This window comes from Pedobacter sp. JY14-1 (genome assembly GCF_029269825.1).
Taxonomy (GTDB): Bacteria; Bacteroidota; Bacteroidia; order Sphingobacteriales; family Sphingobacteriaceae; genus Pedobacter.
The window spans coordinates 770,585-786,703 of sequence record NZ_JARJHU010000008.1 but is presented as its reverse complement, the minus strand read 5'-3'; the positions used below and the strand labels follow the sequence as shown (position 1 = coordinate 786,703).

Genomic DNA, 16,119 nt, shown 5'->3' with positions numbered 1-16,119 from the left:
TCGGACCGGTGCAGGAAAAAGAGACCAGGGCCAGAGAGGCGGCCATAAAGAAAATGCCGCCAAGCCCTTTGCTGTTATCGGCCTTGCTGTCGATCTTATTTACAAACGAACTGGGAAGGGTGAGTTCAAAGGCTCCGAAGAACGAAACCGCAAAGACCACCAGAAGGATAAAGAAAAGGAAGTTGAACAGCCCGCTTGCACTCAGGGCATTCAGCCCCGCTGACCCGAACAGAACGGTGATCAGCAGTCCCAATGCAACATAGATCACAATGATGGACAACCCGTAGATCAGCGCCTGACCGATACCTTTCCCCCGGCTGCCGGCCCGTTTGGTAAAGTAACTGATCGTCAGGGGAACCATCGGAAAGATACAGGGCATCAGAAAGGCCAGAAAGCCCCCGAATAACCCGGTAATGAAAGTCTCCCAGAGTGTTTTGTCGCGCTCAGAACCAGCCGCATTTTCGGCCGGCGCAGATCCTTTCGATGCTCTCCCCGCAGATGAGACGCTGTCGCTTGCTGAAGAAGCTGTGGCAACACTATCCCTCCCAGAAGAGACACTCCCCGAACCAGCACTGTCAGCAACGGACGAACTGTCCCCGCTAATATCTGTGAAGACCAGGTCTCCGGCAGAAACGGTATCTTGTAAATCTGCTCCAAAGGCAAATACATGTTGCGGAAAAAGTCCCGAACAAAACAGGAAGATCCCCAAAATGCAAAATATCCTTCTCATGAGCTTCGGCAATGAGGCCGTGAAATTACTGATAATTTTTTAATCCCGGGGGCAAATTACTTTTATGACGGCTATGTTAGAAATACGACCTCTTTTAATCCATATTCCTTTACGCCCTTAGTGGTTTGGAGCATCAGCCTGCCCGACTTGGAAACACCCTTTATCGTCGCTTCAAAAATCCTTCCGGACTCCTCAAAAAGTGCTGGCGTCCCCAGTCTGTAAAGTCCATTATGATAGTCATCTGTTAACTCATCTGCCGAATCTCTCAGTCTCATGTATTGCACTTCCAGGTGATGGCAAATTATCTTCAGTAAGTCATCAACCTTTAATTCACGACCCAGTATCTCCCTGAAGGAAATGGCCGCTTTTACCTGGTCCTCACTGAAATATTCCTGGTTTACGTTCAGACCGATACCAATAATGGCAGATTTATATTTTTTGCCCGAAATGGCATTTTCAATAAGAATTCCCCCCAGCTTTTTATCTGAATGATAGATATCATTTGGCCACTTGATCACCACGCCTTCTTCTAAAACAGAATTGGCCGCATCCCTCACCGCAACACAAACAGCCATATTAAGCAAATATTGATTGCTGACATCCAGGAATTCCGGATATAACACGATACTGCAAGTCAGATTAAGTCCGGGTTCTGAATGCCATGTATTCCCCTGTTGTCCCCGGCCTGCATACTGATGGTCTGCCATAATAACAGTGCCCTCAGGTACTGGCCCAGAATTTGACACCATCATTTTCAGGAAGTTATTAGTAGAATCAACCGCTGATAATCTGATAAGATTTTGACCAACAAATAATGTGGAAAAAGTGTTATTTTGCAAGTGTTGATTGTATATTTGTTAATCAAAATTAAAATATTTTAATGGTAAAAAAGAAAATTGTAAACCTTTCTACATACCTCTCAGAAATCGCCGTACATGGTATCCAGGAGAAAAAGGGCAATGACATTGTCCGTCTGGATCTAAGAAATATAAACAGTTCCGTTTCAGACTTTTTTATCATCTGCAGTGCAAATTCCGCCACGCAGGTGAAAGCAATAGCAGATAGTGTAGAAGAAGAAATATATAAGCATACCCAGACCAACCCCTGGCGTAAGGAAGGCCAGGATCTTGCCGAATGGATCATTCTTGACTATTTCGACATTGTAGTACACGTATTTAAAACTGAAAAACGCGAATTCTATGGAATAGAAGAGCTTTGGGGGGATGCCCTGGCCACTTCTTATCAAAGCGCCTGATCTTGTTGCACACCTTTTTGATTTAAAATGAAAGAGAATCCCAATATAAAACCGAAAACCAAAAGAATCCCTAATATTCCCAAAAAGCCACAGAAAGGCCCGAAATTTAATATCTTCTGGGTTTATGCGGCAATTATCCTGGGACTGATCATGCTCCAGTTCCTGTTCAGTACAGACAACAGCAAGGAAGTCTCTTACCGGACGTTCGAAACGCAGATGCTGCTTCCCGGTGATGTACAGAAACTGGTCGCCTATAAGCATGAAGACCTCGTAAAGGTAGAAGTCTACATAAAAAAAGACCGTCTGAATGACCCGAAATATAAGGAATACATCAGCAAAAGCAATTTTGGCAGCAACAACGGCCCGGTTGTGTATTTTAATGCCGGCTCTATGGATGCCGTTGATTCCCAGTTAAAAGAATCCCAGAAAAACATTCCGCCCGACCAGCAGATCCTTGCAGAAAAAGATACACGGCAAAGTTCTTTCAACTCGTGGTTCTTCACCGTAATTATTCCGGTATTGCTGTTTATCGGTTTCTGGATCTTCGTCATGCGCCGTATGGGCGGTGGCGCCGGCGGCGGTGGCGGTCAGATCTTTAATATCGGTAAATCAAAAGCAACGCTTTTTGATAAAGAAAGCCAGGTAAACGTAACCTTCAATGATGTTGCCGGGCTTGAAGAGGCAAAGCAGGAAGTCATGGAAATCGTCGACTTCCTGAAGAACCCCAGAAAATATACCAACCTTGGTGGAAAGATTCCGAAAGGAGCTTTGCTTGTCGGCTCTCCGGGTACGGGAAAGACCCTGTTGGCCAAAGCAGTGGCGGGAGAGGCACAGGTTCCGTTTTTCTCACTTTCAGGTTCAGATTTCGTGGAAATGTTTGTGGGTGTCGGTGCTTCCAGAGTACGTGATCTCTTCAAGCAGGCAAAAGACAAGGCTCCCTGTATTATTTTTATTGACGAAGTCGATGCCATCGGGCGTGCGAGAGGTAAAAATAACATGATGGGCGGGAACGACGAGCGTGAAAATACGCTGAACCAGCTCCTTGTTGAGATGGATGGATTTGGAACAGACTCAGGAATCATCATTCTTGCCGCAACCAACCGTCCCGATGTATTGGATAGTGCGCTCCTGAGACCGGGACGCTTCGACCGCCAGATCTCAATTGACAAACCCGATCTCGTCGGACGCGAGCAGATATTCAAGGTACACCTGAAACCGATAAAAATCTCTGCGGAAGTGGATGCGAAGAAACTCTCTGCGCAAACACCTGGCTTTGCAGGGGCAGAAATTGCCAATGTTTGTAATGAGGCTGCGCTGATCGCAGCAAGGCGCAATAAGGAAACAGTAGACATGCAGGATTTCCAGGATGCGATTGATCGCGTCATCGGAGGACTCGAAAAGAAAAACAAGATCATTTCTCCGGAAGAGAAACGTATCGTAGCTTATCACGAGGCTGGACACGCCATTGCCGGCTGGTTCCTTGAACATGCAGATCCGCTGGTAAAAGTTTCGATCGTACCACGTGGGGTTGCGGCGCTGGGATATGCCCAGTACCTTCCAAAGGAGCAGTTTCTCTATACAACAGAGCAGCTCACCGATGGTATGTGCATGACCATGGGCGGGCGTGTTGCCGAAGACATCGTATTCGGAAAGATCTCCACGGGGGCTCAGAATGACCTTGAGCGTATTACCAAGCTTGCCTATGCCATGGTAACGATCTACGGAATGAGCAAAAATGTAGGAAACGTTTCGTTCCACGATCCGCAAAACGAGTACAACTTCAATAAACCATACTCCGAAAAAACCTCTGAACTCATAGATGAGGAAGTTCGTAAGTTAATTGGTTCCGTTTACGAGCGAACAACCCAGTTACTTACGGAGAAAAGAGAAGGGCTGGAAAAACTGGCTCAAAAGCTGATCGAAAAGGAAATTCTTTTCCAGACCGATCTTGAGGAGATTCTTGGCAAACGTCCTTTTGATAACCGAACCACTTATGACGAATTCGTAAACGGCACTGGAGATCAGAAACCTGCCGCTGAAGGCTTGCTCCACGATGGCGTCGGCTCCGCAGAACCATCTTCGTCTGTTGATCCGGATAATTTAGGTTCTTAATCAGATTATTGACCGGCCTGGGTGCCTATTAATGCACCCAGGCCGGTTTTTTATATTCGACCATGCAAGAAAACATTACCCCAAAGGAACTGATGTTAAAAAGGATCAGGAAAGCCCTGCTTGAAAAGCGAGACAATCCGTATCCTAATCTTGAAGATACACCGCTTTACAAACCTAAGGATGAGATTCCGGAAATCCTTTTTGCAGAGCAGCTAACTGCTGTAGCAGGGAACTTCATCTATTGCGAAAATGGCATTGAATTCGTCGAAAATCTGCTACAGCTGGCGGACCGCTACAAATGGAGAAAGATTTATTGCTGGGAGCCCGAACTGCAGGAATTACTCAGCAACTATGAGTTCCCGTTTTACCAGACAGACAAAGATTTCGAACACGCCGAAGCAGGGATTACGCTTTGTGAAGCACTGGTTGCCAGGAATGGATCTGTGATGGTATCTAACGGAAATTCTGCGGGAAGAAGGTTGAGCATCTTTCCTCATCATCATATTGTAATTGCCCGTACCGGGCAAATGGTTATGGATTTACGCGATGCCTTCAAATTGATCAAAGATAAATATGGCGCATCCATTCCAAGCATGATCAGTACCATCACCGGGCCGAGCAGAACCGCAGACATAGAAAAGACACTTGTCCTTGGCGCCCATGGCCCAAAAGAGCTTTTCGTGTTTTTAGTAGATGATTTTAACTAACTTCTAAAAAAGTGTCTATAAATAAAAAGGGGCCGGATCAATGATCCTGCCCCTTTTTATTTATATCAGGCAATGGTTATACCGCCTCGACTTCATGTGTAAGGGCCTCATCGACCAGAATCCGTCCGCAATGTTCACAAACGATGATCTTTTTCCGCTGGCGGATATCCAACTGGCGCTGTGGAGGAATTTGGTTAAAGCATCCTGAACACGAATCCCTGTCAATCGTTACCACGGCCAGGCCATTATTTGCATTTCCTCTCAAACGCTTATAAGCCGTTAGCAATCGGTCTTCGATTTCGGTTTCCGCTTTTTCTGCACGTTCGTTCAGCGATTCTTCTTCTTTTTCAGTTTCAGCAGTAATTGTCTGCAATTCCGCCTTCTTAACATCAAGGTCCTTTTTCCTGAGTTCCAGATCAGCCAATGCTTTTTCGTATACCTCTGTTTTCTGGGTAATGTCGAAACCAAACTCACGTATCTTCTTCTCGCAAACCTGTATCTCCAGGTTCTGTATTTCGACTTCCTTGGTCAGGGCATCATACTCACGGTTATTCTTAACTTCCTTAAGCTGCGTTTCGTATTTCTTAATCAGGTTCTGTGCCTCCTTGATCATATTTTTACGGGTCACGATGGCATCCTCCGCGTCGTCCAGTTCTCCCTTATATTTTTGGATCCTGGTTTCCAGTCCCGCGACATCATCTTCCAGATCGGCAACTTCCATAGGAAGCTCTCCGCGGATCTGGCGGATCTTATCGATCTTCGTGTGCAAGGTCTGTAACTCGTATAGTGCCTTCAGCTTTTGCTCTACAGTTTGTTCCATTAAATGAAATAATTTATGGGGTTCGTATTATGCTCCGTTAAACGGATTGCAAAGTTAGGAAATTTTTCCTGAATAATATCAATCAACAAATTAGATGTAAATTGTTCACTTTCAAAGTGTCCGATATCTGCGATCATAAGTTTTTCCTCTGCATCAAAAAACTCGTGATACTTGAAATCGGCAGTGACAAAAGCGTCAGCCCCTGCAGCGATAGCGTCCTTCAGCAGAAAACTACCGGAGCCTCCGCAAACTGCCACTTTTCTGATTCTGGCTGGCAAGAGCTTCGTATGCCTGATCACTGCGGCATCCATCGCGTCTTTCACCAGACCTAAAAATGCCCTGCCGTCCATTTCCTTCTCCAACCAGCCAATCATTCCTGAACCTGCAGTTTCCAGCGTGTTGTCCAGGCGATAAACATCATAGGCAACTTCTTCATAGGGATGGTTCTCCAATAGTGCAAGTATAACCTTACGCTCATCATGCGCCTGAAAGACCGTCTCAATCCGCTCTTCCCTTTCCAGGTGCCGCTCACCGATACGTCCTACATACGGGTCTGCACCCGCTTCTGCTTTAAATGTTCCCGATCCTTCTGCACTGAAACTACATTCACTATATTTACCGATATGTCCGGCTCCGGCGTTAAATAATGCACTGCGCAATTGTTCCGCCTGTGCTGCCGGGCAAAAAGCAACCAGTTTTTTGAGCACGCCGGCTTTTGGCCTCAGGATCCGTAAATTTCTTAACCCCAGGCGATCCGCAATCGCACCATTAACGCCTGTCACTACAGCATCCAGGTTGGTGTGGATTGCATACAAGGCTATATTGTTCCTGATGGCTTTAATCACCACCCGTTCCACATAAGACTTGCCATTCAGTCTTTTCAGTCCTTTAAAAACAATCGGATGATGGGTAATGACCAGGTCTAACCCCTGTGCAACAGCCTCGTCTATCACGGCCTCCGTACAGTCCAGGGCAACGAGGGCGCCGTAAACTTCTTGTTCCGGATCGCCGACCAGCAGTCCCGAATTGTCATAGTCTTCCTGATAGGAAAGGGGAGCTACTGACTCCAGATGTTTGATCAATAAAGCTAATCTCATCCCCTAAACTACTAATCCCTATTGGATATTTCCAATTTTGATCATCTGCAGGCTTTCAAAAACCATTTTCTGATTATACTCAAAGGCCAGGTTCTTATGGTTGATGATATCGATAATCGTACCGATCATACACAGCCCTAGGGTAAAGAAATACAAAATACCCATACCAATCTGACCAACGAGAAACCTGGCCAGACCGGGCACAAAAAAGCCGAGGATACTGTATAGCAACATGTCGTCAGGGTTTCTCCGCTTACTGCTGTAAATCATCAGAAAACCCCTGAGCTGCTGTTCGCTAAATCCCGTTGTCGCAGTCTGCAAGTAAGAATATTCCTGCGGAGAAATACCGGGAAGTGACATAAATGGTGAATCAAACATATCTTTTCTCCTTAAATTTTAATTTAAATTCATTAATACTTCTTTTAGAAAGGGTAAACATGCGCAGTCCGATAATCAGTACGGCAGGTAAGGCGAACCAGTGATATTTCCAGCTTTCTTCAAAATTGCCATGGAATAGCTGGGTGATCGACCTGCCCAATCCGCATCCCGGACACCAGTCAAATCCCAGTGCTGCCAGTGGGCAAAGGCTGAAGTGATGCGCCTGGCCATAGGGTTCAGGAACATCTATAGCGAGCAGTAAAAACGCCAACACCCAAATAATCAGCTCTTTCATATTACCTCTTCTCTATTATAGATGAATGAACAGACACATTGTTACACCTAAAGCTAATGATAAATCTTACATTTGCACCGTGAACATCCGCGACCTGATCAACAGATATAAAACCGATGAGCGCATTACCGGACTGGCCAGGGCCCTCAATCAGGGTAAAGGTACTAAACTTCAGCTGAAGGGCCTTGTAGGTTCAGCCGATGCAACAATAGCCATCGCAACTCATTTCCTCCTGCACAAGCCTGTAGTCTTTATCCTGCCCGACAGGGAAGAGGCCGCTTATTTTCAGGCCGATCTGGAAAGCATTCTTGACAAAGAAATTTTGTTGTTCCCCTCTTCCTTTCGCAAAGGATTCGATTTTACGCAGGTAGACACGGCCAATGTACTCGCAAGGGCGGAAGTGCTCAATGAGCTCAATCACCATAGTGAATATGGAAAACTGGTTGTTACCTACCCTGAGGCCATTGCCGAAAAAGTGATCGACAGGGCCTTGCTTGAAAAAAACACCCTTGAAATCAGCAGAGGAACAAAGTTAAGTATCGATTTCGTCAACGAATTTCTTATCGATTATGAATTCGAACGCACTGACTTTGTGTATGAACCGGGGCAGTTTTCCATCCGGGGCGGAATTGTGGATATCTTTTCATTTTCGCATGACCTCCCCTACCGCATAGAATTCTTTGGCGATGAGATCGAAAGCATCCGGACATTTGAAATCGAAAGCCAGCTTTCGGCAGAAGATGTGATGAGCTTTACCATTATACCTAATGTACAGTCGAAATACCTCACCGAAAACAACATCAACCTGCTGGAATACATAGAAACAGATGCCCAGGTCTGGATCAAAGATGTTGAGTTTACCCTTGACGTCGTTCGCGGAGGCTACAAAAAAGCGACCGAACTCTGGAAGGCGCTCCCTGCTAAGGACAAGCAGGAAAATCCGGAATGGATAGATCCGAAATATGCCTTCAGCGACGAAAAAATTCTTGCAGACATGCTGCATGAGTTTAGCATCGTCGAATTCGGCAAACAGTTTTTTTATAAGACAGACCACCTATTTAACTTCGAAACACGTCCCCAGCCCTCCTTTAACAAAGACTTCAGCCTGCTGATCCATAACCTTAGGGAAAATGAGAAGGAAGATATCCGCAATTTCATATTCAGCAACTCGCCAAAACAGATCGAACGGCTGTATGCCATCCTTGACGACATCGATAAGTCAGCCAGGTTCACCCCTGTTAACATCCCGCTCAGGGAAGGCTTTGTAGATGCCGCACAAAAAGTTGCTTTTTATACCGATCATCAGATCTTCGACCGTTTCTACAAATATAAATTGAAACGTGGTTACCAACGCAGTCAGGCCATTACCCTCAAAGAGCTCCGGGACCTTAAACCAGGCGATTTTGTAACCCACATTGATCATGGCATCGGAAAATACGCTGGTCTGGAAAAAGTTGAGGTAAATGGCAAGACCCAGGAAATGATCAGACTCGTTTATGCAGACAACGACCTGCTGTATGTCAACATCAATTCCCTGAACCGCATTGCGAAATACAGTGGTAAGGACGGGACTGCGCCAAAGATGAACAAACTGGGCACAGAGGCCTGGGAAAAGCTGAAAAAAACGACAAAAAAAAAAGTTAAGGACATCGCCCGGGACCTGATCAAGCTCTATGCCATGCGCAAAGCACAGGTAGGCACCGCTTTCAGTCCGGACGGCTATCTTGAAACCGAACTTGAAGCTTCCTTTATTTATGAAGACACCCCCGACCAGGTAAAGGCGACCGCCGATGTCAAAAAAGATATGGAAGCCCCCCATCCTATGGACAGGCTGGTCTGCGGAGATGTGGGCTTCGGCAAAACCGAGATCGCCATCAGGGCTGCTTTCAAGGCTGTCGCCAACGGCAAACAGGCAGCGGTACTTGTTCCCACAACAATCCTGGCCTTACAGCACTACAAGACATTTTCAGGCCGTCTGAAAGACTTTCCCTGTACAGTAGACTATATCAACCGTTTCAAGACCAGTAAACAGATTAAAGACACTTTAAAAGCTGTTTCCGAAGGAAAAGTCGATATCGTGATCGGTACTCATCGTCTGCTCAGTAAAGATGTAAAGTTCAAGGACCTGGGCATTATGATCATCGACGAAGAACAAAAGTTCGGCGTGTCATCAAAAGAAAAATTACGGGCAATGCGCGTAAATGTAGACACCCTTACGCTTACTGCTACGCCAATACCCCGCACACTGCACTTTTCACTCATGGGCGCAAGAGACCTTTCCATCATGAGTACGCCACCGCCCAACCGTCAGCCGGTCAACACCGAACTGCATGTGTTCAACGACAAACTTATACAGGAAGCCGTCCAGTTTGAACTGGACCGCGGCGGCCAGGTATTCTTTATCCATAACCGTGTAAATGACCTGATGCAGCTTGGTGGCCTGATACAGCATCTGGTACCAAAGGCCAGGATCGGCATTGCTCACGGTCAGCTTGACGGAGATGCACTGGAAGACGTTATGCTTGACTTCATCAACGGGGAGAAAGACGTACTGGTCGCTACGACCATCATAGAAGCGGGGCTTGATATCCCCAACGCCAATACCATCATCATTAACCACGCACACATGTTCGGTCTGAGTGACCTGCATCAGATGCGGGGGCGTGTAGGCAGATCCAATAAAAAGGCATTCTGTTATCTGCTCAGCCCGCCGCTAAGTACCCTTACTTCCGAGGCGCGTAAGCGCCTCAGTGCGATTGAGGAGTTTTCAGACCTGGGTAGCGGCTTTAATATTGCCATGCGTGACCTTGACATCAGGGGCAGCGGGAACCTGCTGGGCGCGGAACAAAGTGGTTTTATAGCTGAAATCGGCTTCGAAATGTATCATAAAATTCTGGATGAAGCCATCCAAGAGCTAAAATCTGATGAATTCAAAGACCTCTTCGAAAACGAACCGGAGCGACCATTTGTAACCTTCACTCAAATAGACACCGACCTGGAACTTTATATTCCCGATGATTATGTAACGAATATCACCGAACGTTACAACCTGTATACCGAACTTTCAAAGATAGAAAATGAACAGGCCTTAAAAGCCTTCGAACAGGCATTGAAAGATCGTTTCGGACCGGTTCCTTCTCCTGTACGGACAATGCTCAGTGTATTAAGGCTGCAATGGGCCGCCAAAAAGCTGGCATTTGAAAAAGTAACCTTCAAAAAAGGTATCCTGCGCGGCTACTTCATCAGCGATAAAAAAAGCACTTTCTTTGATTCAGTTATGTTCAGCAAGATACTTCAGTTTGCACAATTGCATCCCAGGTTGTGTAACCTGAAAGAGGTGAAAGACAGCCTCAGGATTTCTTTTGACAACCTCAATACAGTTGATGAGGCTATAGAAATGCTCAACCTGGTCATTAACGACTAGCGGAGTATAAGATATAAAAAGGAATATACGACAGGAGCAGCGATCAGCAGACCGTCGAAACGGTCCAGCAAACCTCCGTGTCCCGGAAGGAAGGATCCTGAATCCTTGGCATCCAGACTCCTTTTCAGCATAGACTCCACCAGATCGCCCAAGGTACCGAAACAACCGATGAGGACAGCCATTACCGCCCAGGTCCAGAAAGGTAATTCCCTAAAACAGATGGAGATCAGAAAGGCTGCAAGTACCGCAGTAAAGACCCCTCCAAAAAAGCCTTCCCAGGATTTTTTCGGAGAATGCCGTTCAAAAAGCTTTTTCCTGCCGAATTTCATTCCAAACAGGTAGGCTCCTGTATCATTTCCCCAAAGCATCAGCAGGAAGGCCAGTGGCAGGTGAAAACTGTATTCTACAGCATTGGACAGAAACCCGAGTGAGTAAAAAAAGCAAAAAGGAATCGTTACATAAATAAACCCAACGAAAGTATAAGAGATATTGGCAAAGGGGATCTTATCCTTTTTATATAATTCGCTGATGAATACCGAGAAAATAAGCGGTATCAGTATAAACAGGTATTTTGCATCAAATTGCAGGTAGTGGAAACCCGCAGTCATTAAAAAGATCAGCGCAGCGGCTGCCAGAGCAACGTTACGGTGCGGCCTGATACCTGAGGTCTTCACCAATTTAAAGAACTCATACAATGCAGCCAGGCTCAGTATAAGATAAAAGGCGGTAAACGTATAACTGCCCAGTAAAATAGATCCGAGCATTACAATGGTAAAAAAGAATGCAGTTATCGCACGGGTCTTCATATCGCTTTATCGGTTGTTTTTTTAGTGTTCAATGCCTGCCGCCTGAAAAACGCAATGGCAAATATAAGCAGGACGAAACTGAGCGCATAGCCAAGCATTCCAAAATGTGGTTCGCTGTCTGCCTTCGCCCAATCTGTTATGTGGTTCTGCTGCATATACCAGGCAATTGTTACCGCGTAGGCATTGTTCAGAAAATGCCCCAGCACGGCATACCAGATGCTCCGTCCCCAGAAATAAAGATAACCAAAACCCGCACCAAGCAACAGCCTCGGTATGAAGCCATAAAATTGCAGATGTATGGCACTGAATACAATCGCTGCAATCCAGATTGCAACATGATGATTTCCAAAAAGTCTTCCCAGGGTACGCTGCAGCGCCCCTCTGAACATCAGCTCCTCCGCCACAGCCGGCAATAACGCTACGATGAACAAGTTCAGCAACAAATCTTTGACACCGTTCATTTTCAGCAGTAAAATTGTCGTACGCAAGGCTTCATCCTCCTTTTCGCGCATCCAGTCTTCTATACTTTTCAGAAAGGACGGAAAGCTCATTTGCTGGTTGCTCAAGGTTACCCACTCCATAAAGGGCAGGGAAACGATCATCACCAGGAAAACCAGAAAAAAAAGCTGACCGGAAGGGACGCTTAACCAGTAAAAATCTGAGATCCGGCGTCTCTGCGTCAACGGCAATACCAACGCAGGGAAAAGAAATAATCCCAGGGAACTCGCAATGACCAGAAGCTGCAGAGCCGGTATATACCGGGGCTCAGCGCCCGACAGTGCCGCCGGATTGCCCAGTATTTGTATACCATACATCGCCACGATCACCAGTATCGCAATAACAGAGAAAATAAGCAGGCCTGCCAGCGCCAGCCCTGCAATATAGGCTACCTGACCATACGGACTATCCTCTTCTCGTGGCTTTAAGATGAAATTCATTATGTTGAATTGTTGTACCTTTGTAATGGAAATTTGGCTTGAAGATAGAAAAATGTCTGTAAAGATAGGAAATATTGACCTCGGAGCATTCCCCTTGCTGCTGGCACCTATGGAAGATGTCAGTGACCCACCCTTCCGCTTTGTATGCAAGCAGAACGGGGCAGACATGATGTATACGGAATTTATTTCCTCAGAAGGTCTCATCCGGGATGCCGCAAAAAGCAGGGCAAAGCTCGACATCTTTGAATACGAGCGCCCGATAGGCATACAGATTTTCGGAAGTGAGATTGACCATATGCGGGAAGCCACCGAGATCGCCACGCAGGCCAATCCCGATCTGATGGATATCAACTATGGCTGCCCGGTTAAAAATGTAGCCTGCCGGGGAGCCGGCTCCGCCCTGCTGCAGGACATTGACAAAATGGTTAAAATGACTGCAGCAGTCGTAAAGGCTACGCATCTTCCGGTCACTGTAAAAACACGTCTGGGCTGGGATGACAATACCAAAAACATAGAAGAAGTAGCAGAAAGATTGCAGGATACCGGCATACAGGCCCTAACCATTCACGGCCGCACCAGGGCACAACTCTACAAAGGGGAAGCCGACTGGACGCTGATCCGCGAGATCAAGCGCAATCCACGGATCAGAATTCCTATTTTTGGTAACGGTGACGTAGATTCGGTACAGAAGGCAGCAGACTGGCGGCTTGAATACGAAGTAGATGGGATCATGATCGGCAGGGCCGCCATTGGTTATCCCTGGATATTCAGGGAGATCAAATATTTCTACAATACGGGGAAAATACTGCCTCCCCCGACCATAAAAGAAAGGGTTGACGCCTGTCGCATACATCTCGAAAAATCCATTGCATGGAAAGGCGAAAAGACGGGTATCTTTGAGATGAGGCGGCATTACGCCAACTATTTTAAGGGACTTCCTGACTTCAAATCTTACAGGATGCAGCTGGTAAAGGAAGAAAAACCAGTTATCATTAGCGAACTTCTGGATGAAATAAGTGTCAGATACAGCCCCTCGGCCGCACTAGGCGAAATGGCTTGATTTTTGAAAAGTAATTCCTAAATTCACACCGCAATGGTTACATCCATCACACAAGGCGTTAAGATTTCGGTAGAAACCACTTACCAGGATGAGTATTCTAATCCTGCGAGTGAACACTTTATGTTTGCCTACCGTATCAATATTGAGAACCTTACCGATTTCACCATTCAACTGAAGAGGCGTCAGTGGTTTATCTTTGACTCTAATGGCACCATGCGGGAAGTGGAAGGAGAAGGTGTAGTAGGTCAGCAACCTGTTTTACATCCCGGAGATATGCATTCCTATGTTTCCGGATGTCAGCTGTCCACCGATATTGGTAGTATGCGTGGTTCCTATCTCATGCAGCGCATGGCAGATGATTTTGAGTTCAATGTGGAGATACCGGAATTTGAACTTATCGTTCCTTACCGGCTCAATTAATTACCTGCAGGAAGGTCAGTTTCTTGACCGGCCAAACAATACTGACAAGTAGTAAATCAGATTCGTCATTGCGCCTAAAGCAGCAACTACATACGTCATGGCTGCCCACCACAGCGCATCTTTCGCCTGGGCATGTTCTTCAGACGTATATAATATATCCTTATTTGCCTTAAGCCAGGTCAATGCCCTTTTGCTGGCATCAAATTCCACAGGCAAGGTCACAATGCTGAACAAAGTAATCAATGCCAGCCCGGCAACCCCGATACCCAATATTATCGGATTAAAAGTCAGAGCAATCATCATCAGACCAAAGATCAGCACCCATTGCAGCAAGTTAGAGGTGATACTGACCACAGGGATCATACTGCTCCGAAGGCTGAGCCATCCGTAAGCCTTTGCCTGCTGTACCGCATGGCCACATTCATGTGCCGCGACAGCGGCTGCGGCAACACTACGTCCGTAATATACATCTGTACTCAGATTAATCGTTTTCTGGTCAGGATTATAATGATCAGACAATTGCTTTTCCGTGCTCATTACCTTCACGTCAAATATCCCGTTATCGCGCAGCATTTTTTCAGCAACTTCCTTTCCTGAATATCCGGAATTGAGCTGCATTTCTGTATACTTGGCAAAGCGGCTTCTGAAACGCCACTGTACAAAAATACTTAAGACAAGCACCGGAAGTACCAAAATCAGATAAACAACCATTGTTTTCAGTTTTTCAGCAGGTATAAATGCTACATATCAAAAAGCATTCCCAATTCCAAAAGATCCTTAATTTACCGGTATCTGTAAAAAAAATACTTACTTTTAAAAGATAAAAAATTTAGTAATGGAAACCATAATAGCAGCCATATTGATCATAATATTAGTATCCCTATTCTACGTCAAATCCAGCCAGGCGCTGAAGCTGGAAAATAAAAAATTGGAAATGCAGATCGAGCAGCTGCGTTCCGACCTCTCTTCAATGCAAATTCAATACATAAGGGCAGAAGAAAACCTGCGTGCCCAGCAGGAGCTTAATCGACGCCAGGAGGATTATCTGAAAGATATTCAACAAAAATCAAAGCATGAATTTGAATCCATTGCAGGCAGGCTGCTTGAAGAAAAGTCAGCGCGCTTTACGGAACAGAACCGGGCTAATCTGGATACCATTCTATCGCCTCTGAAAGAAAATATCAAGGCGTTTGAGCAGAAGATAAACCAGGCGTATCAGTATGAGTCCAATGAAAGAAATACCTTGAAAGGAGTTATCAGTCAGCTCATGGAACAAAACCTGCAGATCCGGGAAGATGCCATTAACCTCACGAGGGCACTTAAGGGCGATACCAAAAAACAGGGAAACTGGGGAGAAATTATCCTGGAACGGATACTTGAACATTCAGGACTGGTCAGGGACCGGGAATACAGGATACAGGTCAGTCTCAAAAATGAGGATGGGCTGAGGATGCAGCCAGACGTCATCATAGATCTGCCCGACCAGAAGCACCTTGTTATTGACGCTAAAGTATCGCTTTCTGCCTATGAACGGATGACCGCAACCAGCGATGATACAGAAAGGGAACATTCACTAAAACAGCACATTGCTTCGATAAAAGCACATGTGCAGGGCCTATCACTTAAGAATTATTCGGAACTTTATGGCATCATCTCTCCTGATTTTGTGCTGTTGTTCATTCCGATAGAATCTTCTTTCGGCATTGCAGTACAAAATGACAACGATCTCTTTAATTATGCCTGGGACCGGAAAGTAGTCATCGTAAGCCCTTCAACCCTATTAGCGACGCTACGCACCATCTCCAGTATCTGGAAACACGAAAGACAAACCAATAACGTCATGGAAATCGCCAGGCTGGGCGGTAGCATTTATGATAAACTTGCAGGTTTCATCGGAGACATGGAAAATATAGGAAAATACCTGAGACAAGGCAGTGAATCCTGGGATAAAGCCATGAATAAACTGCACAGCGGCAACGGTAACCTTGTCTCTGCTGCCGAAAAGATCCGGAAACTCGGAGCGAAGACCAGTAAGCAGATCAATACCAGATTTTCAGACCCGGGTGAGGAAAACTAA

General features: G+C 45.9%; 16 protein-coding genes. 7 read left to right on the top strand and 9 right to left on the bottom strand.

Features of this window, described 5'->3' with window-relative positions:
- Together P2W84_RS17090 and P2W84_RS17085 are read right to left on the bottom strand one after the other, a co-directional pair.
- Nucleotides 1–730 (bottom strand): cytochrome c biogenesis protein CcdA (locus P2W84_RS17090; RefSeq protein ID WP_346348968.1); only part of this gene is annotated, 730 nt, incomplete at its 3' end.
- A gap of 71 nt (nt 731–801) precedes the next feature.
- Nucleotides 802–1,569: a biotin--[acetyl-CoA-carboxylase] ligase gene (locus P2W84_RS17085; protein ID WP_276091372.1), complete on the bottom strand. Its 768-nt coding sequence runs from the start codon at nt 1,567–1,569 to the stop codon at nt 802–804.
- Nucleotides 1,570–1,610: 41 nt separating this feature from the next.
- Here P2W84_RS17085 and rsfS point away from each other — a divergent pair, with 41 nt between their 5' ends.
- The 3 genes from rsfS (at nt 1,611) to P2W84_RS17070 (ending at nt 4,804) form a co-directional block, all read left to right on the top strand.
- A complete protein-coding gene (gene rsfS, locus P2W84_RS17080; RefSeq protein WP_276091371.1) occupies nt 1,611–1,985 on the top strand; it encodes a ribosome silencing factor in 375 nt (124 codons plus the stop codon).
- A 27-nt stretch (nt 1,986–2,012) separates the two neighbouring features.
- Nucleotides 2,013–4,097, top strand: a complete 2,085-nt coding sequence (gene ftsH, locus P2W84_RS17075; protein WP_276091370.1) for an ATP-dependent zinc metalloprotease FtsH — start codon at nt 2,013–2,015, stop codon at nt 4,095–4,097.
- Between the two features lie 62 nt (nt 4,098–4,159).
- Nucleotides 4,160–4,804, top strand: a complete 645-nt coding sequence (locus P2W84_RS17070) for a lactate utilization protein (RefSeq protein WP_276091369.1) — start codon at nt 4,160–4,162, stop codon at nt 4,802–4,804.
- A gap of 76 nt (nt 4,805–4,880) precedes the next feature.
- On the opposite strand, the gene P2W84_RS17065 is transcribed toward P2W84_RS17070, so the two are convergent.
- From P2W84_RS17065 to P2W84_RS17050, 4 genes are read right to left on the bottom strand one after another with little or no spacing between them, the layout of a single operon-like run.
- Nucleotides 4,881–5,624: a C4-type zinc ribbon domain-containing protein gene (locus P2W84_RS17065; protein ID WP_276091368.1), complete on the bottom strand. Its 744-nt coding sequence runs from the start codon at nt 5,622–5,624 to the stop codon at nt 4,881–4,883.
- On the bottom strand, nt 5,624–6,721 hold the full coding sequence (locus tag P2W84_RS17060; RefSeq protein ID WP_276091367.1) for a Nif3-like dinuclear metal center hexameric protein: 1,098 nt from the start codon (nt 6,719–6,721) through the stop codon (nt 5,624–5,626). Before P2W84_RS17060 ends, P2W84_RS17065 begins: the two co-directional genes overlap by 1 nt.
- Before the next feature lie 18 nt (nt 6,722–6,739).
- On the bottom strand, nt 6,740–7,099 hold the full coding sequence (locus tag P2W84_RS17055; RefSeq protein WP_276091366.1) for a TM2 domain-containing protein: 360 nt from the start codon (nt 7,097–7,099) through the stop codon (nt 6,740–6,742).
- Nucleotides 7,092–7,394: a DUF2752 domain-containing protein gene (locus tag P2W84_RS17050; RefSeq protein ID WP_276091365.1), complete on the bottom strand. Its 303-nt coding sequence runs from the start codon at nt 7,392–7,394 to the stop codon at nt 7,092–7,094. The genes P2W84_RS17055 and P2W84_RS17050 overlap by 8 nt, the downstream gene beginning before the upstream one ends.
- Nucleotides 7,395–7,473: 79 nt before the next feature.
- On the opposite strand from P2W84_RS17050, the gene mfd reads away from it, so the two are divergent.
- Complete coding sequence (gene mfd, locus P2W84_RS17045; protein ID WP_276091383.1) at nt 7,474–10,818, top strand: transcription-repair coupling factor; 3,345 nt, start codon at nt 7,474–7,476, stop codon at nt 10,816–10,818.
- Here the strand turns inward: mfd and P2W84_RS17040 are convergent.
- The gene (locus tag P2W84_RS17040; protein ID WP_276091364.1) at nt 10,815–11,624 is read right to left on the bottom strand and encodes a phosphatidate cytidylyltransferase; all 810 of its coding nucleotides are present in this window, start codon (nt 11,622–11,624) and stop codon (nt 10,815–10,817) included. The two genes, mfd and P2W84_RS17040, sit on opposite strands and share 4 nt — an antisense overlap.
- The gene (locus P2W84_RS17035; RefSeq protein ID WP_276091363.1) at nt 11,621–12,562 is read right to left on the bottom strand and encodes a CPBP family intramembrane glutamic endopeptidase; all 942 of its coding nucleotides are present in this window, start codon (nt 12,560–12,562) and stop codon (nt 11,621–11,623) included. Before P2W84_RS17035 ends, P2W84_RS17040 begins: the two co-directional genes overlap by 4 nt.
- Before the next feature lie 52 nt (nt 12,563–12,614).
- Between P2W84_RS17035 and dusB the strand changes: the two genes are divergently transcribed.
- Nucleotides 12,615–13,622 (top strand): tRNA dihydrouridine synthase DusB, encoded by a 1,008-nt coding sequence (dusB, locus tag P2W84_RS17030; RefSeq protein WP_276091382.1) that lies wholly within the window; start codon nt 12,615–12,617, stop codon nt 13,620–13,622.
- A gap of 33 nt (nt 13,623–13,655) precedes the next feature.
- Nucleotides 13,656–14,042 (top strand): Co2+/Mg2+ efflux protein ApaG, encoded by a 387-nt coding sequence (gene apaG, locus P2W84_RS17025; RefSeq protein ID WP_276091362.1) that lies wholly within the window; start codon nt 13,656–13,658, stop codon nt 14,040–14,042.
- Nucleotides 14,043–14,057: 15 nt separating this feature from the next.
- On the opposite strand, the gene P2W84_RS17020 is transcribed toward apaG, so the two are convergent.
- Complete coding sequence (locus tag P2W84_RS17020; RefSeq protein ID WP_276091361.1) at nt 14,058–14,753, bottom strand: zinc metallopeptidase; 696 nt, start codon at nt 14,751–14,753, stop codon at nt 14,058–14,060.
- Nucleotides 14,754–14,877: 124 nt separating this feature from the next.
- Between P2W84_RS17020 and P2W84_RS17015 the strand changes: the two genes are divergently transcribed.
- On the top strand, nt 14,878–16,119 hold the full coding sequence (locus P2W84_RS17015; RefSeq protein ID WP_276091360.1) for a DNA recombination protein RmuC: 1,242 nt from the start codon (nt 14,878–14,880) through the stop codon (nt 16,117–16,119).

What these genes read in the sequence shown, in the direction of transcription:
- P2W84_RS17035 (WP_276091363.1), bottom strand. Translation starts at nt 12,562, where the DNA reads ATGAATTTCATCTTAAAGCCACGAGAAGAGGATAGTCCGTATGGTCAG.
- rsfS (WP_276091371.1), top strand. Translation starts at nt 1,611, where the DNA reads ATGGTAAAAAAGAAAATTGTAAACCTTTCTACATACCTCTCAGAAATC.
- P2W84_RS17015 (WP_276091360.1), top strand. Translation starts at nt 14,878, where the DNA reads ATGGAAACCATAATAGCAGCCATATTGATCATAATATTAGTATCCCTA.
- P2W84_RS17050 (WP_276091365.1), bottom strand. Translation starts at nt 7,394, where the DNA reads ATGAAAGAGCTGATTATTTGGGTGTTGGCGTTTTTACTGCTCGCTATA.
- P2W84_RS17065 (WP_276091368.1), bottom strand. Translation starts at nt 5,624, where the DNA reads ATGGAACAAACTGTAGAGCAAAAGCTGAAGGCACTATACGAGTTACAG.
- apaG (WP_276091362.1), top strand. Translation starts at nt 13,656, where the DNA reads ATGGTTACATCCATCACACAAGGCGTTAAGATTTCGGTAGAAACCACT.
- ftsH (WP_276091370.1), top strand. Translation starts at nt 2,013, where the DNA reads ATGAAAGAGAATCCCAATATAAAACCGAAAACCAAAAGAATCCCTAAT.
- P2W84_RS17070 (WP_276091369.1), top strand. Translation starts at nt 4,160, where the DNA reads ATGCAAGAAAACATTACCCCAAAGGAACTGATGTTAAAAAGGATCAGG.
- P2W84_RS17020 (WP_276091361.1), bottom strand. Translation starts at nt 14,753, where the DNA reads ATGGTTGTTTATCTGATTTTGGTACTTCCGGTGCTTGTCTTAAGTATT.
- P2W84_RS17040 (WP_276091364.1), bottom strand. Translation starts at nt 11,624, where the DNA reads ATGAAGACCCGTGCGATAACTGCATTCTTTTTTACCATTGTAATGCTC.
- P2W84_RS17055 (WP_276091366.1), bottom strand. Translation starts at nt 7,099, where the DNA reads ATGTTTGATTCACCATTTATGTCACTTCCCGGTATTTCTCCGCAGGAA.
- P2W84_RS17060 (WP_276091367.1), bottom strand. Translation starts at nt 6,721, where the DNA reads ATGAGATTAGCTTTATTGATCAAACATCTGGAGTCAGTAGCTCCCCTT.
- dusB (WP_276091382.1), top strand. Translation starts at nt 12,615, where the DNA reads ATGTCTGTAAAGATAGGAAATATTGACCTCGGAGCATTCCCCTTGCTG.